The organism is Gemella cuniculi DSM 15828 (assembly GCF_000425665.1).
GTDB lineage: Bacteria > Bacillota > Bacilli > Staphylococcales > Gemellaceae > Gemella > Gemella cuniculi.
Map to the genome: position 1 here is coordinate 152330 of NZ_KE384432.1, position 18731 is coordinate 171060.

An 18731-nucleotide genomic window follows, 5' to 3' on the forward strand; every position below is an offset into this window, starting at 1 on the left:
ATTTTTTCACAATACCCGTGCTTGTACTAACTATATTCTAAACATAAATCATTTTCACTTCTGTTCTATTCATAACCGACTTAAATTTAGAATCAATTTCATAATAAAAAACCCCTTACTGAATCGCTCAGTAAAGAGTTAATTAACTTATTATCTTACTATTTTGTATAAATAGAAATTCTTTCTTTTATGTAATCACCACTATCAATTACATCAACCATAGCACTAGCATAATCTGCATAACTAACAAAACTTTCTCCATTATCATTAGTTGTAAAAACTTCTCCAGCAATAACATAATTACCTGTTTTTTCCCCATTTTCAATAAAATTAGCTGCTGGACTTACAAAAGTCCAATTTAAATTTTCTTTTGTTCGTAGAAGCGTTAATTCATCAGCTTGTGCAGTAGCTAGGGGTTTAAATTCCTCTGGAAATTCTGGTGTATCCAATAATTTCACAGTATGTGTATTATCAATATACAAGCTACCAGCACCACCTACAACCAAAAATCTAACTTCACTATTTTCCAATAAATCAGCAAAATGTTCTATTGATTTTGAATGTAATGGTAGAGTTTCAGGAGTAAAAGCACCAAAAGCACTAACTACAACATCAAAATCTTTTAAATCTTCTTTAGTTAAATCAAATAAATCTTTTTTTATAACCTCACTTGCTTCCGAAATATTTTCCGAACGAACAACTGCTGCTACTTCATGTCCTCTTAATTTTGCTTCTTTAACTATAAGTCTTCCAGCTTTCCCATTAGCACCAATCACTACTATTTTCATTTTAATATCCTCCAAAAATTGTTATCTTACTATAGTTATATGGTACTATAACACAAAATAGTTATCAAGTATGCACTTTAATGTGGTATAGTTACTCAAAAGAAACCATTAAACACAATAAAAAAAGAGTAGTAAAGTATAATAAACATCTACTACTTTTATAATAATCTAATTAATAATAATCAACCTAAGATCTATTCAGCACTCTTTTTATTTTTCTTCAGTTTGCCAATTAAAAAACCCACACCTTGACCACACAAACTAAAGAATACATACCCAAGACCATAAATAAGAATATCAAAATTCAATATAATTAAACAAGATATCAAATAAAATACGCCTATTATAATAGAGAACAGATAACTAAAATCGTCTTTATTATATGCATATAAGAATGATATAAAAAAGCTAATAACCGGATACATAAAAATAAGTAATAAAATTATCATTCCAGATTTATTGGATATAAAATAAGAGCAAAGAGGTAGTATTATAAATAAAAAGAAAGAAAAAATTAAGTATGGTACTTTTTCTAAAAACTTCTTCATGTTAATCCTCCTAAATATAGTGTTATTCTACCATATATTTCAATAAAAAACAAATGGTCAGTAAATAATTTTATTTTTTCTTTTTCAACCCTTAAATTTAATATAAACATACTATTATCTAAACGTATTATTTCTCTTAATAATTAAATCTTACAAAAGTTTGAAATAGTTTTCATAGTATGATATTATAATTCTAGTAGTAAATGAAAGGGGATAACGAAATGAAATTTTTTATAGATACTGCTAATGTTGAGGATATTCGTTTAGCTAATGATCTTGGAGTGATTTGTGGAGTTACTACGAATCCATCTTTAATCGCAAAAGAAGGGAGAAACTTTGAAGATGTAATTAAAGAGATTACCGAAATTGTAGACGGTCCAATTAGTGGAGAAGTTAAAGCTACAACTGAAAAATGGGAAGATATGGTAGAAGAAGCACGCGAAATAGCAAAAATTCATCCAAATATGGTTGTAAAAATTCCTATGACTGAAGATGGATTACGTGCTGTGAAAGTCTTAAAAGAGGAGGGTATTAAAACTAATGTTACTTTAATATTTAGTGCAACTCAAGCATTACTTGCCGCTAGGGCAGGAGCTACTTATGTTTCACCATTTTTAGGTAGATTAGATGATATCTCACACAATGGGTTACTACTAATAGAAGAAATAGTTGAAATTTTTTCTAATAATAATTTTGATACACAAATTATTGCAGCTAGTGTTAGAAATCCTATTCATGTAGCTGAATGTGCAAAAATGGGTTGTGATATAGCTACCGTTCCTTATGGAGTTATAAAACAAATGATAAAGCATCCACTTACAGATATAGGGATTGAAAAATTCAAACAAGATTATTATAAAGTTTTCGGAGAATAACAACAAATAAAGAACTAACTATAAAATTAGTGTAAATAAAAAATAATTTTTAAAAAATAACATTTTATACTGGAAATAATTTGAAACAGGTGGTATAATATATTTTGTTGTATGAAAAAGTTGTTAAGATTAAATTTTATAGGAGGTTATATTAATGCGCGTAAATGTAACATTAGCTTGTACAGAATGTGGTGACAGAAACTACATTACTAAAAAGAATAAAAGAAATAATCCAGACCGTATTGAACTAAAAAAATATTGTCCAAGATTAAAAAAAGTGACTTTACACAGAGAAACTAAATAATAAAGTTATAAAAGCCTTAAATTATCAGTGTTTAAGGCTTTTTATTTTATACTAGAATGATATTGAATATTATCATATCAAACTTAATCATAAATTTAGCAAATTTATCAGCTATCATGTTGTTTTTTTATTACGTAGCACAGTTTTTCATTTTAGTTTTTAATCTAAATGACCTAACCTATCTTGTAATTTTTAGAATAACAAATCCACTTTCAAATAGGAGACTACAATGTGTATGACTGAAATCATGGATCTTTATTTTTTAAAATTTTGTTTTTTTTAGTTTATCATTCGTGAAATTAAGGTATAGATAATTATTAGTTATTTCATCCGTAACGTTTAAATAATAATTCTTTTTATTTAATTTCCCATTATTTCCATACTAAATGTTTGGAGTGTGTGGATAAATTATATTACGAAAGTTCACTTATAGATCAGGAGATATGGAGTTTATTTTTTAGACAAGGTAAAAGTTATGAACAAGTGGGATTTGAAGTTGGATATGGTAGGACTTCTGTATATAACAAAACTAAGAGGATTAAAGAAAACTTACTTACAATGGTACGTGAGGTTGAAAAAGAAGTCTACAATATTGAAAATTAGTTTTTGTCACCTTATTTTATTAATTTTATTTTTTATTATGATATATATTGTGGTGTTTACACAAAAATAAAGAAGAGATAACTTATATTTTAAGTCTATCTCTTCTTTTTTTGTTTTAATAACAAACAAAATTTATGATTAACACTTATGGTTGGCAACCACAAAAGATTTTTATTTTTTTATTATTTTTTTGATCATATATACCCCAGAATTTAAGAGATTTTTCTCCTGATGGGAATATAGGTGTGTTTTTTTATGAAGTAGTATTTTTTTATCTTCGTAATTTATAAAAAAATATTCTAATTAATTAAGTAATTGTTTTTAGGATTTATTTTTTAAAAAAACGTTTATTTTTAAATTATATAGAAGAAAAAAATCAAAAGCTTTTAAAAACATTGACACTACACTCTTTATAATAATTTTAAAATAATTTGAAAAAAAAGCAAATAAACACTTGACGTTTAAACGTGGATGTAATACAATAAATTTGTAAGTTAGTAAAATACTTACAGCCCGATAAGGAACGCCGCCAAATTAAAGGCAGCGAGAGGGTGGAAATATGCGAGAATTAACTTTTATTTTATTAATAATTAATATTTTAAAAGGCTTAATCGACCTTTACAAATTTATTGATGAAAAAATAAAAAACGCCAAGGGCTGCAACCCAAAGCGTAAAAAGTAATTTTTAAATATTTTCTAAAAGATGGGCGACCCTGTATCGTTCATCTTCCTTTTGATATATTATATCATAATAAATAAAAAAAAGAAAGGGGCAATCTAAGAAATGAGTCAAGAGAAAAAACTTACTCAATACGCTAAAAGACAGGCACGCCTAACAGAGGAGGAAAAAGCGAAAGAAAAAGAAATAAGAAATGCTAAAGACCGTCAGCGTTTTTCTGAAAATTTAGAAGCAAAAGAGAAAAAAAAATATAGAACATACAAAAGTACGGCGTTTAAATTTGTAGAAATGGCACAACAAGAGCATTTACAAGAGTTAAAAAAAAAATAAAAAAATATCAAAAATAAAAAAAACATTGACAAACGTTTAAACGTTTAGTATAATATAAATATAAGATAAAGAAATAAAAAAAGTGATTGAGTAAGTCGGCAAACTTAAACACTCAATCACTAGAAAGAAATTAAATAAATATCCTGTATTAATCACGGATTTAATTAATTTACTATTCCTTTATTTTACCAAAATTCTTTAAAAAAATCAATAAAAAAAGGTATTTTTCTCATTTTAGAATCCTTCCCTTTTAAGTTCTAACAATATAAACTCGTGTGAATATAATTTAACAAAATTTGAAATAAAACTTTATTGAACTGCTCTTTTTTATTAAAATATTATTTATATTTTACTAACTTTTTTTCGCAAATTAACATAATACATTAAGACGCCTATTGCGTAGAATGATAAACCAACTATCCAACCAATCCACAATCCATCTATACCTACATCTAATTTAAATACTAGATAATATGCTACAGGAATCCCAATCAAATAATATCCTACACCCATTGCTACACAGATTGGAATTACCTTTTTATATCCTCTAAGAACTCCAGCTAAACATGAAGCAAATGAGTCACAAACTGCAAACCCTATCGCATACAATAATAAATGGGAAGTTAAATTAATTACATCACTATCGTTACTATATAAATATGGAATTTTACTATCAAATACCCATACTCCCAATCCTATTATAACTGAAAAAATCATTCCCATTATAGTTCCTAATAAAGTATATCTTTGTGCCATTTTATAATTTTTTGCTCCCACATGATATGCGACTATAATTGTGACGGTATTTGCAACACTCACAGGTAAACTATATAAAAAACCAGAAAAGTTAAGTGCAGCTTGATGTGAAGCAATAATGGTTGTATCAAATCTAGAAACCATCAAGGATAACGTAGAAAAAACTACAGTTTCTAATGCTGTTGCAAATGCAATGGGAATTCCCAATTTGAAAATTTCTCTCCAATGTGCAATTTTAATTCCCTCTTTTTTAAATATTTTATATTTATTTAACTTAGGATGTTTTAAAGTTAAAGCAAGTGCTACAAAAAATAAAACTGTATATGTTAATGAAACCGCTACTGCATTTCCTGCTCCCCCTAACTCTGGCATACCAAATTTTCCAAAAATGAATCCATAAGCAAAAACTACATTTATAGGAACCGAAATTACCATCATTATCATAGATAATCTAGTTAAACCTAAACTATCCATAAAAGCACGTAATACAATGTATAAAAATATTGACAATACCCCAAAACTTTCGTAGAATAAGTAATTTTTTGTTATTTCTGAAATTTTCAAATCTAAGCCTAAACTATCTACTATTGGACTTGCCAACGTATTTAAAACTACTACTAAAATAATACTTATGAATACTGCTATATATAAAAATTGCCTAACTTTTGTAGGTATCTCTTCTTCACGACCTTTTCCTATCAATTGTGATACTATGGGAATTATTGCAAGAACTATAGCGTTTAATGTATACATGACAGGATTCCAAATGTTTACTCCCATACTTACCCCTGCCAAATCTGTTGGACTATAGTGTCCTGCCATAAAAGTTCCAATCATTCCAGACGAATAAGATATAATTTGATAAATCAAAACTGGAAACAATAACTTCACAAATATTAAAGATTGTTCTTTTATAGTTTTTCCTTGATACATAATTTCTCCTTTTTTAGTAATAATAAAACTTATTTTAAATAAAATATAAATTAAAATTACAAAACATTAAAAAAAATCCAAAAGCCAGAACTTTCAGATAATCATCGATTTATAAAAATGCAACCGAGACTTGAATAGAGTAAAAAACCGTTAGTTCAATCGCCAACTCAACCTTGACAAAAACTCACACCCACAATAAACTTACTTAATGCTGCTTCCTTCCGGACCTGACATGGTTCATAAGCATTGCGTCGTAAGGTGCCTTAGTCTCAACATTACGTGTTAAACTCGACATTCCCTAATCTACCCGCATCTCGGTATTCGGTCTTGCTAAAGCGGATTGCAAGTACAGGGCACCGCTAACTCCCCACCTAGCATTTCTTTATTATAGCAAATTTAAATATAAAAAGCAAGACCTTATGTCTTATAAAAACACTGAATTCAACCTTATTTTTTTATAATATTAATTGAGTAGCTCTCTATTTTCTATTTATTATTTTTAAACATATTTAATAAGATTATATCTCCAATGCTAGGAAATAACTGATTTATTTTTGTACCTAATACCAATTTTAATGGAAGATTTACTTCTCTTTTATTTTTTTCAATTCCTTTAATTATTTTTGAAGCAACTATCTTAGGAGTCAGTGGTTTACCTCCTATTGTTTTTAAGTATTTTTTATTATCATCTGATGCGTTGAAAAAATTTGTAGCAACAGGCCCCAAATTAACAGTCATTACATGAATATTATAATTTTTTAACTCTAAACGTAGAGAATTAAAGTATCCTAACAATGCAAACTTTGTTCCTGAATAAACAGATGTTTTAGGTGTTGCAATTTTCCCAGATAAAGAAGCTACAGTCACTATGTTTCCTGACTTCTTCTCTTTCATTTTTTTGGCTAACTCACTAGTTAATTGAATCGTTCCTATAACATTAGTATCGAACATCTTTACAACTTCATAATCTGTAAATTCATCAAAACCTTTCATTATTCCATATCCAGCCGCATTGATTAAGATATCTACATCATCAACATCTCGTACTAATTCATCAACTTCACCTTGTAATCCTATATCTACAGAATATATTTTCGTACTGACTCCTTCATTACTTTCACATTTTTTAGCAACTTTTTCTAATGCTTCTGTTCTTCTGGCAACTAAAATTAAATCTACATTTTTTTTACTAGCTATTTGGTATGCAAGTTCACGCCCTATCCCACTAGAAGCACCTGTTATTAAAATTTTTTTCTTAGTTATTTCCATAATGACACCTCTCTTTTTTATTTATATTATATTTTTATACGAAATAACTATTTTTTACACGTACATTGTCCCTTGATACAATTACAAGACACCCTATCTTCTGCAACTTTTCTTTTTTCTAATAATAATTTGATAATGCTATCAATATCGCTTTTACTTAAATTATTTTCTTCTATTATATAATTGGTAATTAGTTTAGTTTTTTTTGTACAAAATTTTTTTAAAAAAGTTTGTGTTAAATTTTCTAGACAATCACTTTCAGTATAGATTGAATTATAAAAAAATTTGTTCCCTATTTTCTCCGTTGATAAAATATTTTTACAAACTAATCTCGACAATAAAGTTTTAACAGTTGAAGCTGACCACTCTTTTTTTTTACTGAGTGTATCCATTACTAATTTACTAGTAACCACATCATTGCTCCAAACCACTCTCATTACTTCCCATTCTGCTTCTGAAATATTAATATTCATATACTTTAACTTCCTTTTTTATTCTTTATAAAACCTTATACCAATTATAAACAAAAAACTAGAACTATTTTTTAAGTTTAGCTTCTAGTTGATAGATATTATTCATCATCTACATCTGTAATTATAATACTATTTTATACAATTAAAGTCAATTATTTATGTATTTAAAAATCTAAGAGAATCTTAAATTTAAATTATTGTATAACAAAAAGAATAAAAAGTATTATTACTTTTTATTCTTCTCTCTTTACTACTTTTCTAAAACAAAAATTATTCTTTCTGAATTTTCATAATTTTGATTTTCTAAATCAAAATCGCAAAAATATTTATTAATTTTAAAACCTATATTCCTAATTTCCTCTAATATACTTTCTATCGAATATGTTCTTTGTTTTTGATATTGTTCTAATTTTTTGTACAAATTATCTTTTTCTTTTACAAAAAATGTTAATTCACTTTCTACTTCCAAACTATTCTTCGTTCCATACGTGAACCAAATATAACTAATGTCATCTTCTTCATATGCGAAAATTTTATTTTCTAGCATAAAATTAATTTTGTAAGGAGTGTGTATATCAAAAACAAATTTCCCTCCTTTTCTTAAAGAAAAATAAACTTCCGACAAACCTTCCTTAAACTCATTAAAGTTCTCTAAATAATTAAAGACATCAAAAGCACTTAAAATAAAATCAAATTTTTCTCCTAAAGAAGTTATCTCCAATATATCCATCTTAAAAAAATTACAATTTGGTGCTTTTTCACTGGCAATAGCTAACATCTGTTCACTATTGTCTATTGCAAATACTTTCCCGTATTTTTCAAGTTCCGGCAACATCGTACCACTTCCACAACCTAAATCAAGAACTAGAAGATTTTTTTTACCTTCTAATTCTTGGCTTATAATATTGATATAAGTATCGTAATCTGCATCCATTAACCTATCATAAACAAGACTTAAATTTTCGTACATATTAAACCTCTTTTAGAGGATGTTTTTCAAAAAGTGCGTCTAGTTCATAATATTCTCTATCATCTCTTGTTAAAATATTTACAATAACATCACCTAAATCCATAAGAATCCATTTTGCTTCTCTTAAACCTTCTGTGCTATAAATATTTACGTTGTTCTCCAAAACTTTCTCACGAACTTCAGCAGCAATAGCTTCTACCTGTCTTGAAGTTGGGGCGTGACAAATTACTGAATAGTCATACAAAACTCCTGCATTTGTTAAATCATAAGCTACTATATCATATCCGTGCTTATCATCACAAGCATCTACGACAATTTTTAATAAATTTTCTACTTCCATTTTCATCCTCTTTCTTATTTTTTTGTTGTGTGGAACATCACCACGTACAATACATCATCTTCTGGATATCTGTTTGCTAATTTTTCAATAAGCTCCTCACGAGTTACACCATAATGTTTTGCATAACGCTCTGTTAGAGTATCACGAGTTACTGGTTTTACTAAATCAACTTCTAAAGTTGCAAAAACAGTATCAGGATCTTCATATGTAGTTGCTTCTAGTAAATCACCCTTTTTAAAATGTGCTTCACTTTTATTTCTAATAGTGATAGTCTTTTCTTCATTAAGAATTTTTTCTTTATTCTTTTCTTTAAAACCTACTCTATAATTTTTTATATTGTAGTAATTATAGCACTCTAATAATGGTGGATAAATCCTTTCATCGTTATCTATTAAATAAACTAAAGTATACTTTGCAGCTAGTCTCACAGCTTCATCTAAATCATAATCTGATACTTCGGTAACTTCTTTAAGATGCGGATGCTTTCTTTGCGGTTCTATATAATCTGATATAAAGATTATTTTTTCTAACAAAGTCATATGCTTTCTTCCAAATGTGTGATTTGCTACAGCAAGCTTCACCTCTTCATCTTCGATGCCGAACTCTTCTTCTATATATGCACTTCCTACTGGACCATGCAAAACTTCTACAGGATAATCTAAAAGATTAACATCAAGATTATGAAGAATTACATATTTTTTCATAACAACCTCGTCCATTGGTTTGCATACATCATGCACTAATGCAGCAAGTGCAGCACGCTCCTCGTTTGCACCATAAACTTTTGCCAAATGTTTTGCTACTTCCACTACTCTAAGTGTATGTTCATATCTTTTTTGTGGTAATATTTCTTTTACTTTATTTTGAATTTCTTGGAATTCCATATAAACTCAACTCCTCTATATATGACTTACATTCTTCAGTAACCATATAATTTATACTTTTGTTTTGTTTAATATTATTTCTTATTAAACTAGAACTTAATTCTATAACCGGAGAAAACATTATCTCATAATCAATACTTTTATAAAAATTATCCTCTTTTACAATCTTCTCCAAACTTTCTTTATCACGAGCAACAAAAATAAATGTTACCATTTTAGAAAGCTCATTTATATTATACCATTTTTTTAAATCTTTCGCTCTATCTGTGCCAACAATAAAGTAAATCTTTTTACCTTTATATTTTTCACTAAAATATTTTACGGTATGATAACTATAACTTACTTCATCCTTTTCAATTTCATAGCTGCTTACCTCAAATTTTGTATTTTTCTCTATACTAATCCTTATCATCTCATATCTATTTTTGTCAGCAGCTTCTAAACTTCTCCCCTTAAGCGGAGTAATATGTGATGGAACAAAAATAATTTTTTCTAATTCATAATTTTCTAGCACGTTATTAGCTGTAATCAGGTGTCCAATGTGTATTGGATCAAAACTTCCACCATAAAGAGCTATCGCCATTTTATTTCACCAACTCAATTTTTCTATATTTTTCTTTTGAACTTTGCTTGTATAAAACTATTGTGTGACCTATTAGTTGAACTAACTCTGAAGAAGTTCTTTCTGATAAGATTCTTGCTATTTCGTCTTTATCTTCTTCACAATTTTGTAAAATACTAATTTTTATTAATTCTCGTCGTTCAAGAACATCTCTTAAACCTTTTATCATTTCACTATTTACACCAAATTTCCCTACCTGAAAAACTGGTGTAAGATGATGAGCTAAAGCTCTTAATTGTCTTTTTTGTTTTCCTTTTAACATCTTTTCCTCATTTCTTGTTTTATTTAATTCATATATATTATACTTTTTTACAATATATGTTATCTATATTATAGACTCTCTTACAAATACCTCTACTTCCTCTGGTACCCAAATATTTATTTCACAGCCTCTATCACTGTTTACTGTTACCCATCCAAGTCCAGAAATAACAATATCGGTTTTCTTACTATCAATTTTAAAATTTTTCCTAACTTGGTTCTTGAAAATTGATAAACTATCTTCAAATGGAGGTGCTAAAAGTGTGCCTAAGTGCTTTTCGAATAAAGAATTTGCATTACTTAATTTTGTTCTATGAATTTCTACTAAATTAGAAACATAAAGGGTAAAGCTCTGGCGCTCTCCTTTAACAAAATCCATTCGTGCCATTCCTCCAAAAAATAGAGTTTGTTCTTCATTAAGTTGAAATACTTTTGCTTTAATTTCCTTTTTTGGCATAACAAATTTCAAACTTCTCGCATCCAAATAGTGTGCAATGTCATAATTTAGAATAATACCCGGTGTATCATAAATACTTGTAGCTTTATCTAAAGGTATTTCTATCATACCTAAAGTTGTTCCAGGAAAATGCGATGTTGTTATAACATTTTTGTCACCTGTAGTAAGTTCAATAAGTTTATTTATGAAAGTAGATTTACCTACATTCGTTGCACCTATTATATAAATATCTTTTCCATTTCGAAGAATATCTAGCTTCTGTGCAGCCTCTTCTATTCCATGATTTTTTATTGCACTTATTAGTAAAATATCTTTAACTTTTACACCCTTAGATTTCATCATTTTGAACAGCCATTGCTTTATTTTATTTTCTTTCACAGACTTTGGCAACAAATCTAATTTATTCGCTACTAAAACTATATCTTTATTATTTCCAACTATATCTACTACATCTTCTATCCAACTTCCAGAAAAATCAAAAATATCAACAACCTTGACTATTAGTGCGTCCTTTTTAGATAAAGTTTTAATAAGTTTATAAAAATCATCAGCACCTAACTCAACATCAGATACTTCATTATAATTCTTCAAACGAAAGCATCTTTTACATACTAGTTGGTTATCTTCATCTTTCTCAACAACACTTCTAGGTAAATATCCTTGCTTTTTAGAATTCTCACTTTGAATTTCTATCCCACAACCTATGCAATAAATTTTATTATCCAATATAGCCTCCACTATTTTCTTTCACTTTTTTTCGATTTAACTTATACTTCACTTTTTTCATTTTAGGAAATGCTTTTCTTCTCGTTAAAATTTTTATTATTAATCCTTCAAAAAATCTATTAACACGTGTTTTAAAAGCATCTGTTTTTGAGATTGGTTTTACTAAAACACTCATTACTCCAAAATTTTTAGCACCAAAAACATCTGTAAGTACTTGATCACCCAAAATAATGGCTTCTTCAGGTTTTCTATTTAGTTTTCTTAATGCTTTTTTAAATCCTGTAGTAAATGGCTTTTTCGCACTAGCTACATATTGAAGATTTAACTTTTTACAAAATTCTTCAACTCGTTCTTCAGTATTATTAGATACAACAATAATATCAAATCCAGCTTTTCTCATTTTTTTTAGCCAACGATTTAATTCTTTTGTATCTTTTTTACTATCCCATGAAATCAAAGTATTATCTAAATCTGAAATAATAACTTTTTTGTTGTGCATATTCATGTACTCAACATCTATAAATTCATATTTTTCTATAAAATCATCTGGTAAAAAAAATTTTTTTAAAATCACAAATATCACTAAATAACTTACAAAATTGTAGCTATTTTCTCTCCCATCCTAATTTCTTTATTTTCTAAATCATTCTCAAGAATAACATTATCTTTTTCAAAAAGTAAAACAACAGTGGATCCAAATTCAAAGTAACCTAATTCGTCACCTTTTTTCACATAAATATTATCATAAGTCGGAATAATTGAATTTACATTTTGTGCACCAACAGGTATTAACGTATAGTTTATTTTCCCAGAAAGTTTATAAACCTGGCGATAATTATAACTTAATATATTATCCCCTAATTCAAGCCCTAAATTATTAACAGGATAAGAATATTTTCCTAGGCTATAAGCATCTTTAACTTGACAATTCATTGGGAAATGTATTCTGTGATAATTTTTTGGACTTAAATAAATAATCATATATGTACCATCTTTATATTTATCAGCAAGCTCACTGTCTCCTACTAAAGTCTGTACATTATAAGTCTGATTTTTCACAATAAAAGTCCTTGATTTGCTAATAGTTCCTATCTCAGAAATAACTCCATCAGTCGGACTTACAAAACTATTTTCATCCTTATCAATAGGTCGTGCGTTAGGTTGAAGTTTTCTTATAAAAAATTCATTTAAATTCTTGAAATCATCAAGTTCATCAAGTACTTCCTCAGTATTTATGTCATAAATTTTTGCAAAGGGTTGAATCAGAAGTCTACTTAAATTGGATTTCGTCAATTTTTTTAAAGTACGAGAGCTTAAATCTCCATTAGTTAATTCAACACAAAGTTGAAACATTTTCTTTTTTAGCATAGCATTCTCCTTTTAAACATCATGTTATATTTTACTATAAAAACTGTATTTATTCAACATTGAGAGGTCAAACTAACCTAAATTTATTTTATCAATTTTTTACAATATCCTGTTTCAAATAAAAATTTTTACTTTATGAATTTTCATACTTAATATTTTATAAAAATATTTTTAATTAATACGTTATCATTATTAATTTAAGCAAACTTATATTAAGTAAATTTTCTTGAAAAATTGTTATACATTATTGATTTTTTGTGTATAAATATTGTATAATAAGTGTACGAGATATATGTAAGGGAGTGAATGACATGACACTTAATAATAAAGTTAAAGAAAACATTATATTAACTACTGTCCAAAACGTTTGAACTAAGGGGTATTCTCTGACAAGTGTTCAGGATATAATAAAAAAAGCAAAAGCCCCTAAAGGTAGCGTTTATTACTACTTTCCAAAAGGAAAAGATGAAATTTATCTAGAAGCATTAGACAGAATTAGTTATAATGTGAAAAAAGAATTCAAAACCATTTCTCCTAAAATAGGGACTTTAGAAGAATATTTGACAGCTGTTTTTGATCTTTTTATTTCTAAAGGAAAAGCATGCAAACGAAGTGGTTTTTCCCTTACTTTACTAGCGATGGAAACTGCCGAACTTTCTCCTATGATTGCTGAAAAATGCAGTGATATATTAGAAAATTGGCGCTTACTTCTTGCAGACGGTCTTTTTGACAGAAATTTACCAGAAGATTTGTGCAATCCTATTAGCGAATGGCTTTTCACCAGTATTCAAGGTGCTATTTCTGCTCACAGAATTCACAAAGATGAAGCATTTTTATATAATATAAAATCATCAATAAAATTTATTTCAACAGCTAGTCCTGAAGTACTTGAAGAGGTATTTACCAAAGTGGACGAAGAAGAAGACGTTGCATAAAGAAACTGGAATTTAGAATTCTCTAAATTCCAGTTTCTCTTTACTATGGCATTGTTATCAAATATAAATGCTAACTTTATTTAACCGTATTAATCATTTGAACAGTTAATGAATTTATTTTTTGACTAAGAAATTTTTTTATCGCTGGATCAATATCAAGTCTCGCTAAAGCTAATTCAAAATCTTCAAACCAATACTTTGCCTCTTTTATTGAAATAGGTAATTTCATATGTTTTTTTCTTAAATCTGGTGTCACAAAAACAGAATGACCTGGTTGTCCTAAAAATAATCTGAAAAATTTTTTTTGCTCTACTTTAATTTTCTCAAAACCATCAGAAAATAAAATATTTATTCTATCATCATTTGGAATTATGTCATCATACATATAACTAACAAGTAAGTCTATATTTTCTTCTCCTATTTGATCAAATAAATTCATAACATCCTCCACAAAATGTCCATATTTTTTTTCACTATTTACACTTATTTATATTAAACTACATTATTGTGCATTTTGCAATTAATTTGTCCATAAAAAAATTTAGTATGAATTTTTTATCCATACTAATTTTTTTAAAATTTTTGCAAAAATTATTTTTATTATTTCAATAATTTTTTAAATTTCTCTATTTTATCTAATCTTTCCCATGTAAAATCTTGATCTTCTCTTCCAAAATGTCCATAGGCTGCTGTCTTTTTGAAGATTGGTTTTCTAAGATCTAAAGTTTCTATAATTCCGTTTGGAGTAAGTCTAAACTCCTCTTTTATCGTTTTTACAATTTCTCCTTCATCTACTTTTGAAGTTCCAAAAGTTTCTACAAAAATTGATACTGGATTTGCTACTCCAATGGCATACGCAAGTTGTACTTCTACTTTATCACAAATACCACTGGCTACTATATTTTTGGCAATATATCTTGCCATATACGCTCCGGATCTATCTACTTTCGTTGCATCCTTTCCACTAAATGCTCCACCACCATGTCGTGAAAATCCACCATATGTATCAACAATTATCTTTCTTCCAGTTAAACCTGCATCACCCACTGGTCCACCAATAACAAATCTTCCTGTTGGATTTATAAAGTATTTAGTATTTTCATCTAACAATTCTTTGTCTAAGCATGGTTCTATTACGTATTTTTTAATATCACTATGAATTTGTTTTTGTGATACTTCTGCCGCATGCTGTGTCGAAACCACTATCGTATCTATTCTTTTTATTCTATGATTTATATCATATTCAACTGTTACTTGTACTTTTCCATCAGGCTTTAGATAAGTAAGCGTTCCATTTTTTCTTACATCTGCAAGTTGTTTTGAAAGTTTATGACTTAAATAAATTGGTAACGGCATATAAGAAGATGTTTCATTTGTTGCGAATCCAAACATCAGACCTTGATCACCTGCTCCGACTTCTTTTTCTTCCATTGATTCTTTTGTTTCTAGTGAATTGTCTACTCCTAAAGCGATATCTGGTGATTGTTTATCCAACCCTACAAGAACCGAAATATGATCCCCAGAATATCCTACAGTTGGATCATTATATCCAATTTCATTTATTGTCTCTCTTACTATTTTTTGAAAATCAACATTCGCTGTTGTCGATACTTCACCAACTAAAATTGCTAATCCAGTATTAACACAAGTTTCACAAGCTACTCGCCCATATGGATCTTGTTTTAAAATTTCATCCAAAATCGCATCTGAAATCTGATCTGCAATTTTATCTGGATGCCCTTCTGTAACCGACTCTGATGTAAATAAATATGTTTTACCCATTTTTCTCTCCTAATTATCTTATTTGTCTGATATTAATATAAAACTATCTCATTAACCTTTACTCATTATTTGAATATATAAAAACCTACTCTTACTTATAAGTATATACCATAATCATATAAAAAACAAAAAAGACCTCATCAATTTGACAAGGTCCATTTATATTACCTCATCGCTCAAAGTAAACTTTGCTAAGGAAAGCACCTTAATCCATCGATTAGGTTGCTGGAGTTCAACGGGCCTCATCCCTCACTCACTCTTGATAAGTATTTATATTCTTCTATCAACACAATAAATTCTAATACACTTTTATTCTTTTGTCAATAAAAATGACTAAACTTTATCTTGTTATCTAACTTAAATATCCTAAAAGTTTTTCTAAAATTAAACATTTTTAAAAAATTTTTTCATTAATACTAAAAAATAAAGATAAATGCAAAACTCTTCAGTAACTTATTTAAACGTTGAAAATAATATTTTTTGGTAAAACCATATTTTCAATGCTCACTATCCTAAATCTTAATACCCAATCAAATTAAGATCCCGTTCTCTTTCAATAGTGGTACTATCACCATGACCTGGATAAACTATTTTCGTCCCCTCCAATTTAAATAAAACATTTCTAATTGAGTTTTTTAATGCTGCGAAATCTGAACCATAAAGATCATAACGTCCATATCCACCTCTAAATAATGCATCACCTACTACAATAAATTTACCGAAATCAAATGACACTCCACCCGGTGAATGACCTGGCGTCGGAAGTACTGTAAAAGTCATCCCTGCTAATTCATATTTTTTATTTTCTTCAAATTCAAACTCAGCCTCATTTGTCATCGGAGGTTTTCTTAACCTAAAAGCTGTTGAGCCATTAAAATCAGGGTTTGATAACCAATCTTTCTCATGATCCGATATATATACTGGAATATCATAATATTTTCTACACTCATCTAATGACATAATATGATCAAAATGTGCATGCGTTAAAAGGATTGCCTCTATTTTTACACCTAATTCCTCTACTGATTTCTTTATTTTCTCAAAACCTGCTCCTGGATCAACAATAATACCACGTCTATCTTTGTAAATTATGTAGCAATTTTCATCTACCATGTCCATCACTATTCTTTTAATCTCTGTTTTTGCCATTTTATAAAAACCTCTCCAAATTTATTACTAATTATATTTTATCTTATTCCAAGCACTATATCAAGAATTCCTAAATTAAAATATAATCACTACTCAAATTTTTTACCCTTTTTGTTAATCACTTTCTCTTTTAATTTTTTATTTTCGAAATAATAAATTTTACTAGCTATTTTTTCTATAAAATCTCTATCATGACAAACTGCAATAATAGTCCCCGAAAATTCAGCAAGCTGTTTTGCTAGAACTTTCAAACTCATAACTGAAAGATTTCTTGTTGGCTCATCCAATATTAGAATTTCACTTTTTTGTAAAATTAATTTTGTTAAAAATACCTTCGCTTTCTGTCCACCAGACAACGTTTTAATATCACGGATCATCTCCTCATGAGTCAAATTAACCGAGCCTAAATATGTAAAAATTTTATTTTTATCACTCAATCCCTCTCCCAGAAATTCTGATGGCGTTTTATAATTTTTTAAAATTTCTTCATAATTTTGTGGCATATAACCGTATTCTATTTTTTCTTCTTTTAAACTATTTGTTATATACTTTAACAACGTTGTTTTCCCACAGCCATTATCTCCCACAATAAAAATTTTTTCTCCAGATTTAATTTGGAAAAATGAATTTTCCAACAAGACTTTATTATTACTTAGATTATTTATTTTTACACTTAAAATATTTTTTCCTTTTATAACTTCTAACTTTGGAAATTTTATAAAAATTTCACCCTCATAATCAGGAAGTGTCGTTAATCCTTCTTTTTCTTTCTCTAATCTTTTTTCTTGAGATTTTAATGATTTCATCTTATCCTTTAAATTTTTAGCAACGGTAGGATTCCTTACCTCTTGATTTAGTGCATGATGAACTTTTTGATAAACATTTCGATAATTTTCTTCTTTTTTATTAAAAAGTTGTTTCTCTTTTTTTGCTTTTTTAGTTTTCGAAACAATTCTTTCTGCTCTCAGTTCAGAATATTCACTATAATTCATTCTTTCCACATTGTAACTAAATTCCGTTTTCTTCTTCAACTGTTCAAAATGAACAATAACATTTGCACAATTCGATATTAACCTTTCATCATGAGAAACGAATATAATCGCAACTTTAGAAGCTTTTATAAATTTTTCCAACCACTCTATTGATTTTACATCCAAATTATTACTTGGTTCATCCAATAAAAGTAAATCTGGCTCTTTTAATAAAATACAGATAAGAAAAAATTTTATTTTTTCTCCACCTGACATTTCGCCAATAGTAATATCCTTTTCGAAAAAATAATCCTCTAAGTTAAAATTTTCTAATAAAGAATATAGTAAACTATAATTAATATCATCTTCAAACTCACTTTTAAAATATTCAAAACTGGAAATCCTTAAAGTTTCACTATCTACTTCTTGTGGTAGATAACCTATAACATTTTCTAAAAATGAAATTTCTCCCCGTACTTTCGCATAATTTTCAATCTTTTTTTTTATCTACAAGACATTTTAATAAAGTAGACTTTCCATTACCTTCTTCTCCAATTAATACAACTTTATCCCCTTTATAAAAAGTTAAATTAAAATTTACTATTAACTTTCTCAAATCTTTTTCTAAATAAACACTCAGATTTTTTATGTTAAACATAGTAACCTCCTAACATAGAGCGTACTAGAATAAATATTGATTTGTATTTT

The 18731-nt window shown here is 27.9% G+C and carries 23 protein-coding genes, 1 other RNA gene, 1 pseudogene and 1 riboswitch; of the genes and pseudogenes, 6 read left to right on the plus strand and 19 right to left on the minus strand.

The annotated features are described in order from the left end of the window. Positions 1–158: 158 nt before the first annotated feature. Both H612_RS0106900 and H612_RS0106905 read right to left on the minus strand, forming a co-directional pair. Positions 159–788, minus strand: a complete 630-nt coding sequence (locus H612_RS0106900; protein ID WP_027130779.1) for an NAD(P)-dependent oxidoreductase — start codon at positions 786–788, stop codon at positions 159–161. A gap of 194 nt (positions 789–982) precedes the next feature. Then, positions 983–1336, minus strand: a complete 354-nt coding sequence (locus H612_RS0106905) for a hypothetical protein (protein WP_027130780.1) — start codon at positions 1334–1336, stop codon at positions 983–985. A gap of 221 nt (positions 1337–1557) precedes the next feature. Between H612_RS0106905 and fsa the strand changes: the two genes are divergently transcribed. From fsa to H612_RS0106930, 4 genes are all read left to right on the plus strand, one after another. Continuing rightward, a complete protein-coding gene (fsa, locus tag H612_RS0106915) occupies positions 1558–2211 on the plus strand; it encodes a fructose-6-phosphate aldolase (RefSeq protein WP_027130781.1) in 654 nt (217 codons plus the stop codon). A 154-nt stretch (positions 2212–2365) separates the two neighbouring features. Beyond that, positions 2366–2515 (plus strand): 50S ribosomal protein L33, encoded by a 150-nt coding sequence (gene rpmG, locus H612_RS0106920; RefSeq protein WP_003145675.1) that lies wholly within the window; start codon positions 2366–2368, stop codon positions 2513–2515. Between the two features lie 399 nt (positions 2516–2914). Beyond that, entirely contained in the window at positions 2915–3118 is a 204-nt protein-coding gene (locus tag H612_RS0106925) for a hypothetical protein (protein ID WP_027130782.1), read from the plus strand. Between the two features lie 784 nt (positions 3119–3902). Beyond that, complete coding sequence (locus tag H612_RS0106930; protein ID WP_027130783.1) at positions 3903–4127, plus strand: hypothetical protein; 225 nt, start codon at positions 3903–3905, stop codon at positions 4125–4127. 342 nt (positions 4128–4469) lie between these two features. On the opposite strand, the gene H612_RS0106935 is transcribed toward H612_RS0106930, so the two are convergent. The 12 genes from H612_RS0106935 to H612_RS0106985 form a co-directional block, all read right to left on the minus strand. Beyond that, on the minus strand, positions 4470–5816 hold the full coding sequence (locus H612_RS0106935) for an MATE family efflux transporter (protein ID WP_027130784.1): 1347 nt from the start codon (positions 5814–5816) through the stop codon (positions 4470–4472). A gap of 115 nt (positions 5817–5931) precedes the next feature. Continuing rightward, positions 5932–6196, minus strand: an RNA gene (gene ffs / locus H612_RS09755) — signal recognition particle sRNA large type. A 106-nt stretch (positions 6197–6302) separates the two neighbouring features. Then, positions 6303–7085 carry an SDR family NAD(P)-dependent oxidoreductase gene (locus tag H612_RS0106940; protein WP_027130785.1) on the minus strand — a complete coding sequence of 261 codons (783 nt, stop codon included), beginning with the start codon at positions 7083–7085 and terminating at the stop codon, positions 6303–6305. 47 nt (positions 7086–7132) lie between these two features. Then, on the minus strand, positions 7133–7558 hold the full coding sequence (locus H612_RS0106945) for a CopY/TcrY family copper transport repressor (protein ID WP_027130786.1): 426 nt from the start codon (positions 7556–7558) through the stop codon (positions 7133–7135). Between the two features lie 250 nt (positions 7559–7808). Beyond that, positions 7809–8528: a class I SAM-dependent DNA methyltransferase gene (locus H612_RS0106950; protein ID WP_027130787.1), complete on the minus strand. Its 720-nt coding sequence runs from the start codon at positions 8526–8528 to the stop codon at positions 7809–7811. Between the two features lies 1 nt (position 8529). Next, entirely contained in the window at positions 8530–8868 is a 339-nt protein-coding gene (gene rsfS / locus H612_RS0106955) for a ribosome silencing factor (RefSeq protein ID WP_027130788.1), read from the minus strand. A gap of 14 nt (positions 8869–8882) precedes the next feature. Then, positions 8883–9752: a bis(5'-nucleosyl)-tetraphosphatase (symmetrical) YqeK gene (yqeK, locus tag H612_RS0106960; RefSeq protein WP_027130789.1), complete on the minus strand. Its 870-nt coding sequence runs from the start codon at positions 9750–9752 to the stop codon at positions 8883–8885. Next, entirely contained in the window at positions 9727–10335 is a 609-nt protein-coding gene (gene nadD / locus H612_RS0106965) for a nicotinate (nicotinamide) nucleotide adenylyltransferase (RefSeq protein ID WP_027130790.1), read from the minus strand. Before nadD ends, yqeK begins: the two co-directional genes overlap by 26 nt. A 1-nt stretch (position 10336) precedes the next feature. Continuing rightward, positions 10337–10636 carry a ribosome assembly RNA-binding protein YhbY gene (gene yhbY / locus H612_RS0106970; protein ID WP_027130791.1) on the minus strand — a complete coding sequence of 100 codons (300 nt, stop codon included), beginning with the start codon at positions 10634–10636 and terminating at the stop codon, positions 10337–10339. 63 nt (positions 10637–10699) lie between these two features. Further along, on the minus strand, positions 10700–11818 hold the full coding sequence (yqeH, locus tag H612_RS0106975; protein ID WP_084167253.1) for a ribosome biogenesis GTPase YqeH: 1119 nt from the start codon (positions 11816–11818) through the stop codon (positions 10700–10702). Beyond that, positions 11811–12401: a YqeG family HAD IIIA-type phosphatase gene (locus H612_RS0106980; RefSeq protein WP_245570463.1), complete on the minus strand. Its 591-nt coding sequence runs from the start codon at positions 12399–12401 to the stop codon at positions 11811–11813. The genes yqeH and H612_RS0106980 overlap by 8 nt, the downstream gene beginning before the upstream one ends. An 8-nt stretch (positions 12402–12409) precedes the next feature. Then, positions 12410–13186, minus strand: a complete 777-nt coding sequence (locus H612_RS0106985) for a phosphatidylserine decarboxylase (protein WP_027130794.1) — start codon at positions 13184–13186, stop codon at positions 12410–12412. Positions 13187–13572: 386 nt separating this feature from the next. Between H612_RS0106985 and H612_RS10510 the strand changes: the two are divergent. Beyond that, positions 13573–13659 (plus strand): annotated as a pseudogene (locus H612_RS10510) (TetR family transcriptional regulator); the annotation flags it as partial. A 33-nt stretch (positions 13660–13692) separates the two neighbouring features. Then, positions 13693–14121, plus strand: a complete 429-nt coding sequence (locus H612_RS0106990) for an LmrA/YxaF family transcription factor (protein WP_245570464.1) — start codon at positions 13693–13695, stop codon at positions 14119–14121. Between the two features lie 76 nt (positions 14122–14197). Here H612_RS0106990 and H612_RS0106995 read toward each other — a convergent pair whose 3' ends face one another. The 5 genes from H612_RS0106995 to H612_RS10405 form a co-directional block, all read right to left on the minus strand. Then, on the minus strand, positions 14198–14560 hold the full coding sequence (locus H612_RS0106995; RefSeq protein WP_027130796.1) for a truncated hemoglobin: 363 nt from the start codon (positions 14558–14560) through the stop codon (positions 14198–14200). A 161-nt stretch (positions 14561–14721) separates the two neighbouring features. Then, positions 14722–15903, minus strand: a complete 1182-nt coding sequence (gene metK / locus H612_RS0107000; RefSeq protein ID WP_027130797.1) for a methionine adenosyltransferase — start codon at positions 15901–15903, stop codon at positions 14722–14724. Between the two features lie 166 nt (positions 15904–16069). Then, a riboswitch (SAM riboswitch) is annotated at positions 16070–16172 on the minus strand. 250 nt (positions 16173–16422) lie between these two features. After that, positions 16423–17052, minus strand: a complete 630-nt coding sequence (locus H612_RS0107005) for an MBL fold metallo-hydrolase (RefSeq protein WP_027130798.1) — start codon at positions 17050–17052, stop codon at positions 16423–16425. Between the two features lie 89 nt (positions 17053–17141). Further along, positions 17142–18530, minus strand: a complete 1389-nt coding sequence (locus tag H612_RS10400; RefSeq protein WP_342663382.1) for an ATP-binding cassette domain-containing protein — start codon at positions 18528–18530, stop codon at positions 17142–17144. Then, positions 18514–18681: an ATP-binding cassette domain-containing protein gene (locus tag H612_RS10405; protein WP_084167254.1), complete on the minus strand. Its 168-nt coding sequence runs from the start codon at positions 18679–18681 to the stop codon at positions 18514–18516. The genes H612_RS10400 and H612_RS10405 overlap by 17 nt, the downstream gene beginning before the upstream one ends. Positions 18682–18731 lie beyond the last annotated feature (50 nt).

Bases quoted from the DNA above. Each gene is read 5' to 3' on its own strand.
- fsa (WP_027130781.1), top strand. From the start codon at position 1,558: ATGAAATTTTTTATAGATACTGCTAATGTTGAGGATATTCGTTTAGCT.
- H612_RS0106905 (WP_027130780.1), bottom strand. From the start codon at position 1,336: ATGAAGAAGTTTTTAGAAAAAGTACCATACTTAATTTTTTCTTTCTTT.
- rpmG (WP_003145675.1), top strand. From the start codon at position 2,366: ATGCGCGTAAATGTAACATTAGCTTGTACAGAATGTGGTGACAGAAAC.
- yqeK (WP_027130789.1), bottom strand. From the start codon at position 9,752: ATGGAATTCCAAGAAATTCAAAATAAAGTAAAAGAAATATTACCACAA.
- metK (WP_027130797.1), bottom strand. From the start codon at position 15,903: ATGGGTAAAACATATTTATTTACATCAGAGTCGGTTACAGAAGGGCAT.
- H612_RS0106900 (WP_027130779.1), bottom strand. From the start codon at position 788: ATGAAAATAGTAGTGATTGGTGCTAATGGGAAAGCTGGAAGACTTATA.
- H612_RS0106950 (WP_027130787.1), bottom strand. From the start codon at position 8,528: ATGTACGAAAATTTAAGTCTTGTTTATGATAGGTTAATGGATGCAGAT.
- H612_RS10405 (WP_084167254.1), bottom strand. From the start codon at position 18,681: ATGTTTAACATAAAAAATCTGAGTGTTTATTTAGAAAAAGATTTGAGA.
- H612_RS0106930 (WP_027130783.1), top strand. From the start codon at position 3,903: ATGAGTCAAGAGAAAAAACTTACTCAATACGCTAAAAGACAGGCACGC.
- H612_RS0106985 (WP_027130794.1), bottom strand. From the start codon at position 13,186: ATGCTAAAAAAGAAAATGTTTCAACTTTGTGTTGAATTAACTAATGGA.
- H612_RS0106995 (WP_027130796.1), bottom strand. From the start codon at position 14,560: ATGAATTTATTTGATCAAATAGGAGAAGAAAATATAGACTTACTTGTT.
- H612_RS0106940 (WP_027130785.1), bottom strand. From the start codon at position 7,085: ATGGAAATAACTAAGAAAAAAATTTTAATAACAGGTGCTTCTAGTGGG.
- rsfS (WP_027130788.1), bottom strand. From the start codon at position 8,868: ATGGAAGTAGAAAATTTATTAAAAATTGTCGTAGATGCTTGTGATGAT.
- H612_RS0106945 (WP_027130786.1), bottom strand. From the start codon at position 7,558: ATGAATATTAATATTTCAGAAGCAGAATGGGAAGTAATGAGAGTGGTT.
- yhbY (WP_027130791.1), bottom strand. From the start codon at position 10,636: ATGTTAAAAGGAAAACAAAAAAGACAATTAAGAGCTTTAGCTCATCAT.
- nadD (WP_027130790.1), bottom strand. From the start codon at position 10,335: ATGGCGATAGCTCTTTATGGTGGAAGTTTTGATCCAATACACATTGGA.
- H612_RS0107005 (WP_027130798.1), bottom strand. From the start codon at position 17,052: ATGGCAAAAACAGAGATTAAAAGAATAGTGATGGACATGGTAGATGAA.
- H612_RS0106935 (WP_027130784.1), bottom strand. From the start codon at position 5,816: ATGTATCAAGGAAAAACTATAAAAGAACAATCTTTAATATTTGTGAAG.